The following is a 14,860-nucleotide window of genomic DNA, read 5'->3' on the forward strand; positions in this document are numbered from 1 at the left end:
GACGGCAGGACGCTTCGGGCGGCTTCGGGGTGCTTGGCGCGGGCGGCCGCGCGGTCACCCCAGGCGGCGGGCGCCGACCTCCTGGTCGAGCCGCCAGGTGCGTCCGCCGTCGGTCGAGCGTTCGTTGCGCCAGCGGAAGGCGCCGGCGGTGATGTCGCTGAAGGTCCAGCGGACGAGGGCGCCGACGGCGGCGCGTTCCATGACGATCTCGTCGCCGATCTCGCGGGCGTACAGGTGCGCCAGGTCGCCCCGGGCGGTGCCGTGGAAGGTGAACCGCCACAGCTGCAGGCGCGGATCCCAGATCCGTACGCACAGGCCGCACTCCTGGTCCGGAGCACGACCGGCGGCGGGGAGTTCCGCGCGCCCGGGCCACTGCCAGACGTCCAGGACCGCCCTGCCCTCCAAGGCGTAGCCGAACTCCCACTCGCCGCTGACGCTCCGGGCCGGTGAGCCGTCGGCGGGGTGGTAGGTGATCCGGGTCGCCCAGTGGCCGGTCAGCCGTCCGAACTGCTCCATCTCGGTCGCGTACGGGGTGCTGGGGCCGTCGGCGAGGAGCGTCTTCATGCGTGGGCCTCCACGGTGGCGAGCGGGGCGAGGGCCTGCGCGGCGGAGACGAGGCAGTCCACGATGGGGGCGGCGTACGCACCGTCCGGGTCGAGTTCCGGGTCGTAGATGGCGAGGTCGAGCCCCACCACCCGGCCGGTCGCGGCGAGGGTCGAGACGAGCTCGGTCAGCCGGGGGAAGTCCAGGCCGGGGCGGCCGGGGGAGTCCACGGCGGGCAGGACGCGTTCGTCCAGCACATCGAGGTCGACGTGGAGCCAGACCCGGTCCAGCCCGCGCCGCTCCAGATGGTGGAGGATCCGCTCGCCCAGCTCGGCGATGCCGATCCGCTGGATCTCCTGGGCGGTGATCCGGGTGACCGGGGGTGTCGCCTCGTCCTCGCGGTCACCGATCTGGATGACGTCCTCGTCGGCGACCAGCGGCCGACCCACCGCGGGCCAGTGGGTGAGCAGCAGTTCACCCCGGCCGGTGGCCAGGGCCAGGTCCATTCCGGCTGCCGAGTCGAGGGACCAGCCGGTGTCGGAGTTCCCCGGGTGCCGGAAGTCGCTGTGCCCGTCGAGGTGGACCAGGCCGCAGCGTCCGTGGCGCCGGGCGCCCAGCAGGCACCCCAGCAGGATGCTGCAGTCGCCGCCCAGGACGACGGGGAACCTGGCGGCGGCGAGCGCGGTTTCGACGGCCTCGCCGAGTCGCAGCGTGTGCTCGCGGATGGTCACCCCGTTGCGGATCCGGGTGGCCGGCTGCGGGTCGAAGTCGTAGGGCGGGCGGTCGAGTTCCACCGTCCGGGCCGGTCGCAGACGCGTTTCCAGCCCTGCCGAGAGGAGCGCCTGCGGCGCTCGCCAGGTTCCGGGCTCATGTCCCGGTGCGGGCGGACGCAGTCCGAGGTTCCAGGGGGCGGTGATGAGCTCGATGGCGGCGGCAGCCATGGGTGACTCCTGTCAGCCGGGAGAAAATCCAACCGGATAACATCAGTACACCGGTTGGATAGACTGGGGCAACACCTGAACGTGGCAGGCTCGGGAACCGGTGCGAGCCCAGGAAAGGCGGTCATGCGTGACGGGAACCAGTCGGCCCCACACCTTCGGACCCCGCGACCTGGTCGGCGGGCACATCGTCATCGACCTGGTGAACACGGTCACGGCGCGTGACGCCGAGCCGATCGACCGGCTCGACGGCTACCCGCGCCTGCTGGAGTGGGCCGCCCTCACCGGTCACTTCGCCCCCGCCGACCTGACCGCTCTACAGCGGCTGGCCGACGCCGAGCCGGGGCCGGCCGCGCTGGCCCTGGACCGCGTCCGCGAGCTGCGCGAGGCGCTGCACGACCTGATCACGGCGCTGGTCCACCGGGACGCGCCGCCTCCCGCGGAGGTCGTCGAGAGGGTGGAGGGCCACTGGAAGCGGGCGGTCGCCGCCGCGCGTCTCACCATCCACGGGAACGCGCCGCACCTCCGGGTCGGCGTCGAGGCGTCGGGGCTCGACTACCTCGACCACGAACTCGCCCTCCAGGCCCTCGACCTGCTCCGGGCGCTGCCGCTGGAACGCACCCGGGTCTGCTCCGGCGGGCACTGCGGCTGGCTGTTCATCGACGGCTCCCGGGCCGGCCGCCGCCGTTGGTGCGATATGGCCACCTGCGGGAACTCCGCGAAGGGCAGGACCCACTATCGACGGAGACGGGCCGGTGAGACGAACGTTGGTTGAAACGGTCCCAGGCGAGCACCCCTCAGGGGGCTCGCCCGGGATTCGGATCGGGTCGCGTCCCGGTCGGGGTCAGTAGACGCTGACGCCGTACCTGGCGAGCGCCTCGTTGGCCGGCTGGAAGAAGGTCGTGCCCCCGCTGCTGCAGTCGCCGCTGCCGCCGGAGGTGATGCCGAGGGCCTTGGTGCCGTCGTACAGCGGGCCGCCCGAGTCGCCGGGTTCGGCGCAGACGTTGGTCTGGATCATGCCGCGGACGGTGCCGCCGTCGGAGTAGCGCACGGTGGCGTTGAGCCCGGTGACCGTGCCGCCGTGCGTGCCGCTGGTCGACCCGGTGCGCTTGACTGACTCCCCGACGTACGCGTTCGGGGCGGAGGAGAACCCGCCGCTGTGGCTCAGCGAGCTGTTGTCGTACCGGACCAGCGCGTAGTCGTTGCCCGGGAAGCTGGAGTTGACGGTGGCTCCGATCAGCGTGGTGTGACCGGAGTTGGTGTACCAGGTGTTCGCGACGTTCCCGCAGTGCCCCGCGGTGAGGAAGTAGTACGTGCTGCCGCTCACCACGTTGAAGCCGAGCGAGCAGCGGTACTGGCCGCCGTAGATGGCGTCGCCGGCGGCGAGCAGCGGGCGCAGGGTGCCGGGCGTGCGCTGGATCCGCAGTCTGGTGCCGTCGGAGCCCGCGGCCTGCTTGATCTTGGCGATCGCGGCGGGTGAGACGGTGCCGTCCGCGGTGACGACGACGCGGCCGGCCGCCTGGTCGACGTACCAGGCGATGCCGTTGACGTCGGTCCGCTGGACGGCGTCGCTCACCGCGGCGAGCGCGGCCGGACCGGCGGACCGGGCGGGGGCGGCGACCGCACTCGGCGCGGCGACCGCGGTGGCGGACAGCAGGCCGACGGCGGCGGCGAGCAGCCGAGTGGTCCTCGCGGTGCGGGTGTGGGGGATGGTGCGCGTGGTCCTCACTGGTCTCCTCCTGGGAGTGAGAGGCCCCTCAGGGTCGGAGGGGCCGTGAGGCGCGGTCAGGGAGTGCGCACACACACGCAGTTGCTCATGGGAGCCACCGCGGATGATCTGCCCCTGACAGGCGCTGCCCGGAAGTATGGGCAGGCCGGTGGCGCGGCACAAGGCTTCGGACAGGCCTGCACACCATCTCGACAATCTTCCGCACCGCCCGCCTCGCGGTGCGGGGTTCCGACCCGCAGCCAGGGGCCGCCGTCACAGCTGCGCGGTGAGCGCGACCAGCAGTGCCGCGAGCCCCACCGCCAGCCACGCCACGTAGTCCCCGAGGAGCCCGGAGTGCAACCGGCGCAGCGGCAGGATGGTGGCCCGGTGGAGCCCGCCGGTGCCGCGCCGCGGGTCCCGGCGGACGGCGGCGGTGGCGAAGGCGGCGGCGAGCAGGGCGGAGAGCAGTCCGAGTCCGACGCCGGAGCCCGTCCACCAGGCCTCGGGCACCGCTGCCGCAGGCGCCGTCACGGACGCGCCCGGTTGCCCCAGGGCGTCGGCGAGGTAGCCGGCGCGGTCGGTGAAGGCCGCCGCCCCCGCCGCGAGCGCCCGGCCGACACCGGGCAGCACGCCGACGGCCAGGCAGCCGGCGAGCAGCAGCCCGGGCACCAGCACCATCGGCGGGGGCAGCCGTCGGCCCGGTGAGCGGATCTCGGGCTCCTCGCCCTCGCCGGTGGTGTCGGTGACCTCGGGGTGCTCCTTCGGCGGCGCGCCGAACCCGCCGAAGACCCGCAGGCCCGCCCGCAGCACCGCCCCTCCGGTGAGCGCCGACACCAGCACGAACACGGCGGGCAGCCAGGCAAGTTCGTGCCCGGCGGCCTCCTCGGCGACGGCCTTGCCCAGCCCGGTGCCGAACGGCGGCAGCCCGGCCAGTGCCAGCGCGCCCAGGCCGAACAACAGCCCGGGCAGCCGCAGTTCACGGGCCCGGCCGTGCAGCCCGTGCTCGTCCACTGAGCCGTACCGGTCGAGCAGGACGCCGGTGAGCCCGAACAGCGCTGCCTTGGCGCCCGCGTGGCCGGCCACGTACACCGCCGAGCCCGCCAGCCCGGCCGGGGTGAGCAGGGCCGTGCCGATCAGGAACAGCCCGATGTGCCCTACCGTGGAGAACGCCAGCATCCGCTTCAGGTGCCGCTGCTGCCAGCACATCACGGCACCGACCAGCGCGGTCAGCACCCCGGCGGCCAGCAGGGTGTCCCGGACGACGGCGTCGGGCAGGCCGCCCGCCCCGGCGAAGACCACCCGGTGGATCCGGGCCACGCCGTACACGCCGAGTTCGACCATCACCCCGGACAGCAGCATGCAGACCGGGCTCGGCGCGACCGCGTGCGCGTCCGGTAGCCAGAAGTGGAACGGCGCCGTCGCGGCCTTCACCAGCGGACCGGCCAGCACCAGGACGAAGGCGAGCACCAGCAGGGCGTCCGGGCCGTGCCCGGGCGCGGCGAGCCGGTCGAGCTCGGCGCCGATCTGCGCCAGGCCCAGCTCGCCGGTGCGGGCGTAGAGCAGCCCGATGCCGAGCAGCGAGAGGTAGGCGGCGGCGGAGTTGACCAGGCCGAAGGCGAGCGCGCCGTGCAGCGGGCGCGGGTCCTCGATCCGGTAGCCGGTCAGCGCGTAGGCGACGGCGCCCATCAGCTCGAAGAAGACGAAGGCGTCGAAGAGGTCCCCGGTGAGCGCGAACCCGCACATCCCGGCCTCGAAGAGCAGCACCAGCGCGGGGAACATCCCGCCGTGCTCGCCGGAGGGCTCGTCGAAGTACCGCCAGGCGTAGCCGAGGACGGCGAGCACGAGGACCGCCGCGAGCAGCGCGAGGCCGCAGCCGAGGCGGTCGGCGACCAGCACGATGCCCACGCTGTGCCCGTCGCTCGGGGTCCAGCCGCCGAGCCAGGACACCGCCCGGCCGTCCGGGCTCGTCCGCGCCCACAGCAGGGCCAGGCAGCCGAGGTCGGCGGCGGCCAGGGCGGTGGCGAGGGCGTCGCGGCCGGAGCGGGGCAGCCACCGCCCGGCGACGGACACCAGGGCGGCGCCCAGCAGCGGGATCGCGACCGCGAGCGGCAGCAGATCGGCGGTGTCCACCGGGCTCACCCCCGCAGCCCGGTGAGTTCCTCCGGGTCCACCGTGCCGTGCCGCTTGCGCAGTTGGATCACCAGGGCGAGGAGCAGCGCGGTCACGGTGGCGCCGACCACGATGTCGGTGAGTGTCAGGGCCTGGACCACCGGGTCCACCACCGGGGCGTCGGTCGGCAGGTCGGAGAAGACGGGGGCGGTGGCGCCGCGGCGGTAGCCGACCGCGAGTAGCAGCACGTACGTGGAGGACTGCGCGACGGCCAGGCAGCCGACCGCCTGCACCAGGTTGCGGCTGGTCACCAGGCCGTACAGCCCGGCGAGCAGGATCCACCCGGCGACCAGGTACGGGAGCACGGTCATGACTTCCTCCGGGGGACGACCTCGACCGCCTGGTCCAGGAAGTGCGCGAGCAGCACCACCACGCCGGAGGCGACCTCCACCCCGACGGCGGCGTTGACCACCGGGACCAGCCCGCCGGAGGAGAGCTGGTTGAACGTCCCGAGCGGCAGGGTGTTGGCGAGGTAGCCGGCCCCGGAGACCAGGCCGACCAGGCCGAGCGCGGCGAACGCCCCGGCGGCCAGCGCGTCCGCGACGTCCAGGGCGGCGAGCGGTCGGACCCGTTTGAGCACCCGGTAGTCGGCGGCGACGTACGCCAGGTGCAGCGCGGTGGCGAGCGCGACACCGCCCTGGAAGCCGCCGCCCGGGCTCAACGCGCCGTGCGCGACGAGGTACCCGCCGGTCAGGACGGCGATCGGCAGCAGCGTGGCGCCGAACAGCCGGGTCGTGGGCAGCACCGGCTCGGCGGCGGGGCGGCGCTTGCGCTCGTCCCGGGCCAGCCGCAGCAGCATGCCCGCGCCGACGACCGAGCCGAACAGGATCGACTCCTCGCCGAGGGTGTCGAAGGCCCGCTGGTCGAAGTTGACGGAGGAGACGATGTTGGCCGTCCGCCGCTCCAGTCCGGCGGCCACCGCGCGTTCGCCGTACGGGTGCCGGAGCCCGCCGAAGTCGGGCAGCCGGTCGACGGCGGCGATCAGCCCGGCGGCGAGGACGGCGGCCGCGAGGAGGAAGAGCCGCAGCCGGGTGGTCCGGCTCACTCGGAGCGGTCCGGGCGGTCGTCGATGTGCTCATCGCGGCGCACCCGGCGCACGGTGAGCAGGATGAGCAGCGGGGTGATCGCGCTGCCGACGCCGAGTTGGGAGAGCGCGACGTCGGGCGCCTGGAGCACGGTGAAGAGCACGGCGAGGCAGAGCCCGAGCAGGGCGAGGACGGCGGCCTGCCGGACCGGGTCGCGGGTGAGCGCCGCCGCGGTGGCGGTGATCCCGGTGAGCAGCAGGGCGATCACGATCAGGGCGTCGGTCACCGCTGCGCCTCCCGCTCGGAGCGGCGAGTGGCCCGGGCGACGGCCATCGTGGTGACGGTGCCGCCGACCGCCAGCAGCAGCCCGATCACCAGCAGCTTGACCGCCGCGCGTCCCGGCCCGGTGTCCACGGCGAGGGCGAACGCGACCAGCGGCGCGCCGAGCGCGGCGGCGGGGGAGAGGGCGTGCAGGCGCAGGTACGGGCCGGGCAGCACGGCCAGCGCGAAGGCGGCGAGCAGCAGGGCGGAGGTGCCCGCGCACAGCAGCACCAGCGCCAGGGAGTGGCGGTCCATCAGCGCTCCTCGCCGGCCAGGAAGCGGGTGAACACCAGCGTCCCGGCGGGTGCGAGCACCGCCAGGTCGAGCGCCAGGTCGGTGTACGAGCTGCGGCTGAAGCCCTGGGCGAGCAGCAGCAGGACGACGCCGGTGACCAGCGCGGCGAGGTTCAGCCCGGCGAGCCGCCGCGGCGGCTCGCCGAACAGCCCGAGCACCAGGCACGGGGCGATGCCGCCGACGGCGAGGAGGGCCGCCGCGAGCAGCCAGGCGTTCACTCGGCACCGGCCGTCAACGCCCGCTCCAGGGAGGAGGCTCGGCGGCCGAGCGCGTGGACGGTCAGGGTGCCGTCCGCGGCGTCCACGGCGTAGGCGCCGGGCGTGGCGGACAGCAGCGCGGCCGCCCAAGCCGGACCGGTGCCGGGTGCGAGCCGGACGGTGCGGAAGCCGGCCTCCCGGTGCCGGGGGGAGACGACGGCGAGCGCCAGCCGCCCGGTGTCGGCCAGCAGGGTCCACGGGAGGGCCCAGAGCGCCGAGGCGAGGCGGGCCGCTCCGCCCGGGGTGGCGCCGGAGGCACGCCGTACGGCGACCGCGCCGACGGCCCCGAGCAGGGCGATGCCGCCGCCCACCGCCACTTCGAGCGGCGACACCGAACTGATCAGCACGGTGTTCAGCAGCAGCAACAGCCCCCACCAGAGCAGGAGTTCGACCGCCGTCCGCATCTTGTCACCCCCGTCCCGGCCCTCGGATCCGCGCCGCCGTCGCGGCGAGCGGCCCCAGGTGTACCGCCCGGGCGGCGACCGCGTCCCGCGCGCAACGCCGCCGCGCGCGGGATCGCCGTGCCGGACCACCCGTTCGCCGGAGCGCGGCACCGGAACCTCCGATGATCGGCCCGGGCCGGATGGGCCTGCGGTTCGGCCGGCCGTCGAGCCGGAGGTTTCAGTCGGGCGGCTCGGCCGGCTCCGGCTCATGTGCGGGCTCGGTCACCTCGTACTCCGGGCCGTCCTCCGGGCCCTTCTCCTCCTCCGGTACGGGCGGAGGCCCGCCCTCGCCGGTCATCCGGGACTCCGGAGTCTCGACGCGCACCGGTGGATCCTTCGGTACGGGCCGGTCCTGGTCGCTCATCCTGCTCGCCTCCCGGGTACGGTCAGTGCTTTCCGGCGTCCTTGACCTTCTCGGCGGCCTGCTTGAGGTCGCTCTTGACCTGCTTGCCCCGGCCCTCGGCCTCGACGACACGGTCGCCGGTGGCCCGACCCGCGGTCTCCTTGATCTTGCCCTCGGCCTTCTCGGCCATGTTGCGCATCTTGTTCTCGGTGCCCATCGTCCGACTCCTCTCGGTGGCGGGGCGGTTGGTGCCCCCGCGCCGCGTCTGCCCAGGCCGGGCGGTTCCACACGCGAACAGTGGAAGGGCTCCGCGAGCGCGCGGATCACCGTCCCCGGGCGAGCGCACCCGCGGCGGTGCCCAGCAGCGCCGCCGCCGCGCCCGCCGCGAGCAGGCCGTGGTGCTGGGAGGCCCACAGCTGGGCGCTGTGCTCGCGGGCCTCGGCGTCGAAGCGCCCGTGCGCGCCGTGGTCCTCGGTAGTGTCCTGGGGCTCCCAGAGGTTGGACCGCTCGTCCGTCCGCCGGCGCCGGTCCTCCTGCTGGGCGTCGATGCCGGTGCGCGCGAGGTAGCGGTCGAGCAGGCCGGGTGCCAGGGCGTTGGCGACCAGCGTGGCGGCGGTGCTCGTGCCGACCCAGTACTCCCGCCGCCCGGGGTGGTCGGCGGCGAACCGGACCGCGCGGGCGGCCAGTTCGGGCTGGTGGACGGGCGGGACGGGCCGGGCGCGGCCGGGCAGCCGGTTGAGCACCCAGTCGAACTGCGGGGTATTGACGGCCGGCAGCTGCACCATGGTCACCCGCACCCGCGAGCCGCGCGCGAGCAGCTCGCAGCGCAGCGCCTCGTGCCAGCCCTGGAGGGCGTGCTTGGCGCCGCTGTAGGCGGTCTGCAGCGGGATGCCCCGGTAGGCGATCGCCGAGCCGACCTGGACGACCGTGCCGTGGTCGCGCGGCAGCATCCGGCGCAGCGCGGCCCGGGTGGCGTTGACGTACCCCAGATAGGTGACCTCGGTGACCCGGCGGAACTCGGCCGGACTGATCTCGGTGAAGGGCGCGAAGACCGAGACGAAGGCGTCGTTGACCCAGACGTCGATCGGTCCGAACTCGGCCTCGGCCCGGTCGGCGGCGGCCTCGCAGGCCTCCGGGTCGGCCACGTCGGCCCGGACGGTGCGCACCTGCGCGCCGCCCGCCCGCGCCTCGGCGGCAGCCGCGCGCAGTCCGGCCTCGCCCCGGGCGACCAGCACCAGCCGGTCGCCCGGGTCGGCGAAGGCGCGCACGCAGGCCCGGCCGACCCCGGCGGTCGCGCCGGTGATGACCACGGTGCGGGGCTTCGGGTGCGTGCGGATCGTCATGGCGGGTGTCCTAGGAGTTGTCCGAAGTCCTACGCGCTGTCCGGCGGCGGGCTGTCCGGCGGGCGGCTGCGATGTCCGCCATTGCGGCGCAGGTGCCGTACGGGCAGCAGCAGCCAGCAGGAGACGAACCAGAGCATGACCGCCCCGGTGATCCAGCCCGAGAGCGCCGAGCCGGTCGCCACCCGGAGCAGGAGCAGTAGGGAGGACCCGATGGTCAGCGCCAGCAGCAGCAGTCCGGCGGCGACCAACCTGGCGGCGGCGTCCACCAGTTGGGGCTTCAGGCGGCGCCCGGCGAAGATCCGGTGGTAGGCCACCGGGGCGGTCAGCGAAGCGGTCGCCAGCGTCCCGAGGACGACGGTGACCACGTACAGCGTCCGGTCGAAGCTGCCGAGCACGGCGAACCGCGGCATGAAGACCACGCTCAGCAGGAACCCGAACAGCACCTGCGAACCGGTCTGGGCGACCCGCACCTCCTGGAGCAGGTCCGTCCAGCGCCGGTCCGCCCGCTCGTCGGGCGATTCCCGCCGTCCGGTCCGGCGTTGGTGGGCGCCACTGTCACGGCGCGTGTCCGGTACCGCCATGGTGATCGCCTCCGCCTCCTCTCCGTGGTGCGTATAGCCGCGACCGCTCCGGGCAAACGGGACCGGTGCGCCCCGCCGTTTCCCGTGCCCCGGCCGTGGTTCCGGCCCCCGGCCGTGGTTCCGGCCCCCGGCCGTGTTTCCGGTGCCGCGCAGTGGACAGCCGCACTGCGGGGGGCCGTCGGCATGAAGGAGGAGCACCGTGTCCCCGAAGGTTTCCGACCAGATCCTGGAACGGCTGCGCGACTGGGAGGTCGAGTACGTCTTCGGCTACCCCGGCGACGGCATCAACGGGCTGCTCTCGGCCTGGGGTCGGGCCGACAACCGCCCGGTGTTCGTCCAGGCCCGGCACGAGGAGATGGCCGCGTTCGAGGCAGTCGGCTACGCGAAGTTCTCCGGCCGTACCGGAGTGTGCGCGGCGACCTCCGGCCCCGGGGCGATCCACCTGCTCAACGGGCTGTACGACGCCAAGCTGGACCACGTCCCGGTGGTCGCCATCGTCGGGCAGACCGACCGCAGCGCGATGGGCGGCTCCTACCAGCAGGAGGTCGACCTGCTCAACCTGTTCAAGGACGTCGCCGCCGAGTACTGCCAGATGGTGACCGTCCCCGAACAGCTGCCCAACGTCCTGGACCGGGCGATGCGCACCGCCGCCGCCCGCCGCACCGTCACCACCGTCATCCTGCCCGCCGACGTCCAGGAGCTGGACTACAGCCCGCCGGAGCACGCCTTCAAGATGGTGCCCTCCAGCCTGGACAGCGCCCGCTGGACGGTCGTGCCCGAGGAGGCCGAGCTGCACCGGGCCGCCGACGTGCTCAACTCCGGCGGCAAGGTCGCCATGCTGGTCGGCCAGGGCGCCCGCAACGCCCGCCGCCAGGTGCAGCAGGTGGCCGAACTCCTCGGCGCGGGCGTCGCCAAGGCACTGCTGGGCAAGGACGCGCTGCCCGACACCCTGCCGTACGTCACCGGCGCGATCGGCCTGCTCGGCACCCGCCCCTCGTACGAGCTGATGCGGGACTGCGACACCCTGCTCACCGTCGGCTCCAGCTTCCCGTACACCCAGTTCCTGCCTGACTTCGGACAGGCCAGGGGTGTGCAGATCGACCTCGACCCGTCCATGGTGGGCCTGCGCTACCCGTACGAGGTCAACCTGGTCGGTGACGCCGCGCGCACGCTGGACGCGCTGCTGCCGCTGCTGGTCCGCAAGGAGGACCGCGGCTGGCAGCGCACCGTCTGCGACAACGCCGAGCGCTGGCGCGAGGTGATGGAGCTGCGGGCCGGCGTCGAGGCCGACCCGATCAACCCCGAGTTCGCCGTCCACGCGCTCGACCACCTGCTGCCCGACAACGCCATGGTCACCGCCGACTCCGGCTCCGCCGCCAACTGGTACGCCCGCCACCTGCGCTTCCGCGGCGACATGCGCGGCTCGCTGTCCGGCACCCTGGCCACCATGGGGCCCGGCGTCCCGTACGCGATCGGCGCCAAGTTCGCCCACCCCGACCGGCCCGCGATCGCGCTGGTCGGCGACGGCGCGATGCAGATGAACGGGCTCGCCGAGCTGATCACCGTCTCCAAGTACTGGCAGCAGTGGGAGGACCCGCGGCTCGTGGTGGCGGTGCTCAACAACCGCGACCTCAACCAGGTCACCTGGGAGATGCGGGCGATGGAGGGCTCCCCGAGCTTCCTGCCCTCGCAGGAGCTCCCGGACGTCGACTACGCGGGCTTCGCCCGCACCCTGGGGCTGGCCGCCGAGCGGGCGATCGCGCCCGAGGACGTGCCGGGCGGCTGGGAGCACGCCCTGGCCGCCGACCGCCCGTTCGTACTGGAGCTGCGCACCGACCCGGCCGTCCCGCCGATCCCGCCGCACGCCACCTGGGAGCAGATCCAGGCCGCCGCCGAGTCCGTCCTGCGCGGGGACGCCGACCGGGTGGCGATGGTCCGCCAGGGCTTCAAGGCGAAGATCCAGGAGCTCCTGCCCTCCTTCGGAGGCCGGCATGGCCATCACTGACGCGGCCCGCCGCGGCACCGACCCGGGCCGCCGCGCCGTCGAGCCGGCCCGGCGCGCCGTGGGCCTCGCGGTGCGCAACGTCCGCACCGGACGCTTCCAGCGCTCGCTCGCCCTGGCCACCGCCGCGGGCTCGGTGATCACCGCCGCCGAGATCTACCTGGAGCACGACCGGGCCGGCTTCGGCAACCGCGTCATGTGGTGGCCGGTCTGGCTGGGCCCGGTCGGGGCGGCGGCCGGGGTCGCCGGGGCGCTCAGCCCGCGCGCGGCGCAGACCCTGCTCCCCGTCGCCTCCGCGGCGATCACCGCGAACGGGCTGCAGGGCACCTACCTCCACGTGCGCGGGATCGCCGAGAAGCCCGGCGGCTGGGCGATGGCCCGCTACAACGTCGAGATGGGCCCGCCGCTGTTCGCCCCGCTGCTGATGAGCCTGGTCGGCGGGATGGGCCTGGTCGCCGCCGTCCTGCGCCGGGAGTCCCGGGATGCCTGACGACCCCGACGAACCGATGCCCGAGGACCCGATGCCCGAGGACCCGATGTCCGACGACCCCGCCCCCGGCGGTGAGCGGAACCGCTTCCCCGGCTACGACGTGCTCGGCCAACTCCCGTACTGGGACGAGGAAACCGCCGCCGTGGTGCTCGCCCGCACCGGCCCGCAGCCGCCGCTGCGCTTCCTCACCCCCGCCGAGGAGGCCACCGCCCGCGCCCTGCTCGACCAGCTGCTGGACCACCCCGACGTCCCGCTGCTCGCCATGATCGACGCCCGGCTCGCCGAGCGGCAGACCGACGGCTGGCACTACGCCGACATGCCGGAGGACGACGAGGCCTGGCGGCGTTCCCTGCACGCCCTGGACGAGGACGCCGACGGCCCGTTCGCCGCACTCACCGAGGTCCAGCAGCGGGCCCTGATCGGCCGCGTCCAGGAGCTGCACGGCGAACGCTGGCACGGCCTGCCCGCCCGCCACGTCTGGAGCCTGTGGACCCGCTACGCCTGCACCGCCTACTACGCCACCCCCACCGCCTGGAACGAGATCGGCTTCGGCGGCCCCGCCCACCCGCGCGGCTACCTGCGCCTCGGCGCCGGACTGCGCGAGCCCTGGGAGGTCGCCGACGCCCATTCCCACCCGCCCCGGCCGCCCGACCACGAGCCGCCCCACCCGGTGCCGCCCGCCACCGACCCCGGCCGGCACTCCCGGCTGCGCGCCGCCGCCGAGACCGTGCGGGCCAACGCCGCCGCCCAACGCGAGGTCCGCCGCAACAACGCCTCCGCCTGGCTGCTGCCCCGCGACGGGCACGGCTTCGACCGCACCCTGCTGGAGAACATGCGGCGCTACGAGGACGCCGACGAGGTCGACCTGCTGATCGTCGGCTGCGGCGCGGGCGGCGCGACCCTCGCCCAGCGGACCGCCCGGCGGGGCTGGCGCGTGGTCGTCCTGGAAGCCGGGCCGTTCTGGGACCCGCTCGGCGACTGGGTCAGCGACGAGGCCGGCTCCCACCACCTGTACTGGACCGAGCCGCGCCTGATCTCCGGCACCGACCCGGTCCCGCTCGGGTCCAACAACTCCGGCCGGGGCGTGGGCGGTTCGATGGTCCACTTCGCCGGCTACGCGCCGCGCTTCCACCCCTCCGACTTCCGCACCCACAGCCTCGACGGCGTCGGCGCCGACTGGCCGGTCGACTACGGCGACCTGCGCGACTCCTACCGCCGCCTGGAATACGAACTGCCCGTCGCCGGCCAGTACTGGCCCTGGGGCGAGCCGCACCCCTACCCGCACCCGCCGCACCCCGTCGGCGGCAACGGAGAGGTCTTCCTGCGCGGCGCCGCCGCCCTCGGCATCCAGGCCAGGGTCGGCCCGGTCGCGATCACCAACGGCCGCTTCGGGCGCCGACCGCACTGCGTCTACCGGGGCTTCTGTCTCCAGGGCTGCAAGGTCAACGCCAAGGCCTCGCCGCTGATCACCCACGTTCCCGACGCCCTCGCGCACGGCGCCGAGATCCGCGCCGACTGCATGGCCGCCGCCGTCGAACTCGACCACGACGGACTCGCCCGCGGCGTGCGCTACTTCCACCACGGCCGCGAACACCTCCAGCGGGCCCGCACCGTCGCGGTCGCCGGCTACGCCATCGAGACCCCGCGGCTGCTGCTCAACTCCGCCTGCCCCCGCTTCCCGGACGGGCTCTGCAACGACCTCGACCTGGTCGGCCGCTACGTCATGGTGCAGGGCGCGCCGCAGACCTCGGGCCGCTTCGAGGAGGAGATCCGTGCCTACAAGGCACCGCCGCCCGAGGTCTCCACCGAGCAGTACTACGAGACCGACCCCGGCAAGCCGTACAAACGCGGCTTCACCATCCAGAACATCTCCCCGCTGCCCATCACCTGGTCCGAGCACGTCATCGCCCAGGGCCACTGGGGCGCCGACCTGCGCCGCTACCTCCGCGACTACGTCCACTGGGCCACCCTCGGCGCGATGGCCGAACTGCTGCCCCAGCCCGACAACCGGGTCACCCTGGCCGAGGAGACCGACCGGCGCGGGCTGCCGGTCGCCCAGTTCGCCTTCTCCCAGTGCGAGAACGACCGCATGCTGATCCGCGCCGCCCGCGAGGTCATGGAGTCCGTCCTGCGCGCCGCCGGAGCGAGCGAGGTCATCACCATCGACCGCTACGCGCACCTGGTCGGCGGCTGCCGGATGGCCGCGGACCACCTGAGCGGCGTGGTCGACCACCGGCTGCGCACCTTCGCCGTGCCCAACCTGCTGATCACCGACGGCAGCGTGCTCCCCACCCAGGGCAGCGCCAACCCGGCGCTCACCATCATGGCCTTGGTCGACCGCGCCGCCGGCCTGCTCACGGCGGGCGAGCGCTCCGGACTGCGAGCCCCGCCGTGACAGGGATC

18 protein-coding genes are annotated in these 14,860 nt (G+C 74.4%); 4 read left to right on the forward strand and 14 right to left on the reverse strand.

Annotated features, from left to right (window positions below; genetic code table 11):
• Window positions 1-54: 54 nt before the first annotated feature.
• Complete coding sequence (locus ACZ3TI_RS19420) at window positions 55-564, reverse strand: hypothetical protein (protein WP_465727663.1); 510 nt, start codon at window positions 562-564, stop codon at window positions 55-57.
• The gene (locus ACZ3TI_RS19425) at window positions 561-1,484 is read right to left on the reverse strand and encodes an arginase family protein (protein ID WP_465727665.1); all 924 of its coding nucleotides are present in this window, start codon (window positions 1,482-1,484) and stop codon (window positions 561-563) included. Before ACZ3TI_RS19425 ends, ACZ3TI_RS19420 begins: the two co-directional genes overlap by 4 nt.
• 127 nt (window positions 1,485-1,611) lie before the next feature.
• Between ACZ3TI_RS19425 and ACZ3TI_RS19430 the strand changes: the two genes are divergently transcribed.
• Window positions 1,612-2,256 carry a CGNR zinc finger domain-containing protein gene (locus ACZ3TI_RS19430; protein ID WP_465727666.1) on the forward strand — a complete coding sequence of 215 codons (645 nt, stop codon included), beginning with the start codon at window positions 1,612-1,614 and terminating at the stop codon, window positions 2,254-2,256.
• A gap of 69 nt (window positions 2,257-2,325) precedes the next feature.
• On the opposite strand, the gene ACZ3TI_RS19435 is transcribed toward ACZ3TI_RS19430, so the two are convergent.
• The 12 genes from ACZ3TI_RS19435 to ACZ3TI_RS19490 all read right to left on the reverse strand — a co-directional run bounded on the left by ACZ3TI_RS19435 (window position 2,326) and on the right by ACZ3TI_RS19490 (window position 9,965).
• A complete protein-coding gene (locus ACZ3TI_RS19435; protein WP_465727668.1) occupies window positions 2,326-3,210 on the reverse strand; it encodes a S1 family peptidase in 885 nt (294 codons plus the stop codon).
• Window positions 3,211-3,462: 252 nt separating this feature from the next.
• Window positions 3,463-5,319: a complex I subunit 5 family protein gene (locus ACZ3TI_RS19440; protein WP_465727670.1), complete on the reverse strand. Its 1,857-nt coding sequence runs from the start codon at window positions 5,317-5,319 to the stop codon at window positions 3,463-3,465.
• A 5-nt stretch (window positions 5,320-5,324) separates the two neighbouring features.
• Window positions 5,325-5,669, reverse strand: coding sequence for a sodium:proton antiporter (locus ACZ3TI_RS19445; protein WP_465727672.1), 345 nt, complete (start codon window positions 5,667-5,669; stop codon window positions 5,325-5,327).
• Window positions 5,666-6,403 carry an MnhB domain-containing protein gene (locus tag ACZ3TI_RS19450; protein WP_465727674.1) on the reverse strand — a complete coding sequence of 246 codons (738 nt, stop codon included), beginning with the start codon at window positions 6,401-6,403 and terminating at the stop codon, window positions 5,666-5,668. The genes ACZ3TI_RS19445 and ACZ3TI_RS19450 overlap by 4 nt, the downstream gene beginning before the upstream one ends.
• Window positions 6,400-6,669, reverse strand: a complete 270-nt coding sequence (locus ACZ3TI_RS19455; RefSeq protein ID WP_465727676.1) for a Na(+)/H(+) antiporter subunit B — start codon at window positions 6,667-6,669, stop codon at window positions 6,400-6,402. The genes ACZ3TI_RS19450 and ACZ3TI_RS19455 overlap by 4 nt, the downstream gene beginning before the upstream one ends.
• Window positions 6,666-6,959, reverse strand: a complete 294-nt coding sequence (locus ACZ3TI_RS19460; RefSeq protein WP_465727678.1) for a cation:proton antiporter — start codon at window positions 6,957-6,959, stop codon at window positions 6,666-6,668. The genes ACZ3TI_RS19455 and ACZ3TI_RS19460 overlap by 4 nt, the downstream gene beginning before the upstream one ends.
• Window positions 6,959-7,216, reverse strand: coding sequence for a monovalent cation/H+ antiporter complex subunit F (locus tag ACZ3TI_RS19465; RefSeq protein WP_465727680.1), 258 nt, complete (start codon window positions 7,214-7,216; stop codon window positions 6,959-6,961). Before ACZ3TI_RS19465 ends, ACZ3TI_RS19460 begins: the two co-directional genes overlap by 1 nt.
• Window positions 7,213-7,659 carry a hypothetical protein gene (locus ACZ3TI_RS19470; RefSeq protein WP_465727682.1) on the reverse strand — a complete coding sequence of 149 codons (447 nt, stop codon included), beginning with the start codon at window positions 7,657-7,659 and terminating at the stop codon, window positions 7,213-7,215. The genes ACZ3TI_RS19465 and ACZ3TI_RS19470 overlap by 4 nt, the downstream gene beginning before the upstream one ends.
• A gap of 217 nt (window positions 7,660-7,876) precedes the next feature.
• Window positions 7,877-8,023, reverse strand: coding sequence for a hypothetical protein (locus ACZ3TI_RS19475; RefSeq protein WP_465727684.1), 147 nt, complete (start codon window positions 8,021-8,023; stop codon window positions 7,877-7,879).
• Between the two features lie 61 nt (window positions 8,024-8,084).
• Window positions 8,085-8,258, reverse strand: coding sequence for a CsbD family protein (locus ACZ3TI_RS19480; RefSeq protein ID WP_465727686.1), 174 nt, complete (start codon window positions 8,256-8,258; stop codon window positions 8,085-8,087).
• Between the two features lie 106 nt (window positions 8,259-8,364).
• The gene (locus tag ACZ3TI_RS19485) at window positions 8,365-9,384 is read right to left on the reverse strand and encodes an SDR family oxidoreductase (RefSeq protein WP_465727688.1); all 1,020 of its coding nucleotides are present in this window, start codon (window positions 9,382-9,384) and stop codon (window positions 8,365-8,367) included.
• 29 nt (window positions 9,385-9,413) lie between these two features.
• On the reverse strand, window positions 9,414-9,965 hold the full coding sequence (locus ACZ3TI_RS19490) for a DUF6328 family protein (RefSeq protein ID WP_465727690.1): 552 nt from the start codon (window positions 9,963-9,965) through the stop codon (window positions 9,414-9,416).
• A 199-nt stretch (window positions 9,966-10,164) separates the two neighbouring features.
• Here ACZ3TI_RS19490 and ACZ3TI_RS19495 point away from each other — a divergent pair, with 199 nt between their 5' ends.
• The 3 genes from ACZ3TI_RS19495 to ACZ3TI_RS19505 are packed head-to-tail and all read left to right on the forward strand — an operon-like array spanning window position 10,165 to window position 14,852.
• The gene (locus ACZ3TI_RS19495) at window positions 10,165-11,970 is read left to right on the forward strand and encodes a thiamine pyrophosphate-requiring protein (RefSeq protein ID WP_465727692.1); all 1,806 of its coding nucleotides are present in this window, start codon (window positions 10,165-10,167) and stop codon (window positions 11,968-11,970) included.
• Window positions 11,957-12,457: a hypothetical protein gene (locus ACZ3TI_RS19500; protein WP_465727694.1), complete on the forward strand. Its 501-nt coding sequence runs from the start codon at window positions 11,957-11,959 to the stop codon at window positions 12,455-12,457. Before ACZ3TI_RS19495 ends, ACZ3TI_RS19500 begins: the two co-directional genes overlap by 14 nt.
• Complete coding sequence (locus tag ACZ3TI_RS19505) at window positions 12,450-14,852, forward strand: GMC family oxidoreductase (protein WP_465727696.1); 2,403 nt, start codon at window positions 12,450-12,452, stop codon at window positions 14,850-14,852. The genes ACZ3TI_RS19500 and ACZ3TI_RS19505 overlap by 8 nt, the downstream gene beginning before the upstream one ends.
• Window positions 14,853-14,860: the final 8 nt, after the last annotated feature.

It is taken from the genome of Kitasatospora sp. NPDC023120 (assembly GCF_055560835.1).

Bases quoted from the DNA above. Each gene is read 5' to 3' on its own strand.
- ACZ3TI_RS19420 (WP_465727663.1), bottom strand. From the start codon at position 564: ATGAAGACGCTCCTCGCCGACGGCCCCAGCACCCCGTACGCGACCGAG.
- ACZ3TI_RS19425 (WP_465727665.1), bottom strand. From the start codon at position 1,484: ATGGCTGCCGCCGCCATCGAGCTCATCACCGCCCCCTGGAACCTCGGA.
- ACZ3TI_RS19445 (WP_465727672.1), bottom strand. From the start codon at position 5,669: ATGACCGTGCTCCCGTACCTGGTCGCCGGGTGGATCCTGCTCGCCGGG.
- ACZ3TI_RS19460 (WP_465727678.1), bottom strand. From the start codon at position 6,959: ATGGACCGCCACTCCCTGGCGCTGGTGCTGCTGTGCGCGGGCACCTCC.
- ACZ3TI_RS19470 (WP_465727682.1), bottom strand. From the start codon at position 7,659: ATGCGGACGGCGGTCGAACTCCTGCTCTGGTGGGGGCTGTTGCTGCTG.
- ACZ3TI_RS19480 (WP_465727686.1), bottom strand. From the start codon at position 8,258: ATGGGCACCGAGAACAAGATGCGCAACATGGCCGAGAAGGCCGAGGGC.
- ACZ3TI_RS19485 (WP_465727688.1), bottom strand. From the start codon at position 9,384: ATGACGATCCGCACGCACCCGAAGCCCCGCACCGTGGTCATCACCGGC.
- ACZ3TI_RS19490 (WP_465727690.1), bottom strand. From the start codon at position 9,965: ATGGCGGTACCGGACACGCGCCGTGACAGTGGCGCCCACCAACGCCGG.
- ACZ3TI_RS19500 (WP_465727694.1), top strand. From the start codon at position 11,957: ATGGCCATCACTGACGCGGCCCGCCGCGGCACCGACCCGGGCCGCCGC.
- ACZ3TI_RS19505 (WP_465727696.1), top strand. From the start codon at position 12,450: ATGCCTGACGACCCCGACGAACCGATGCCCGAGGACCCGATGCCCGAG.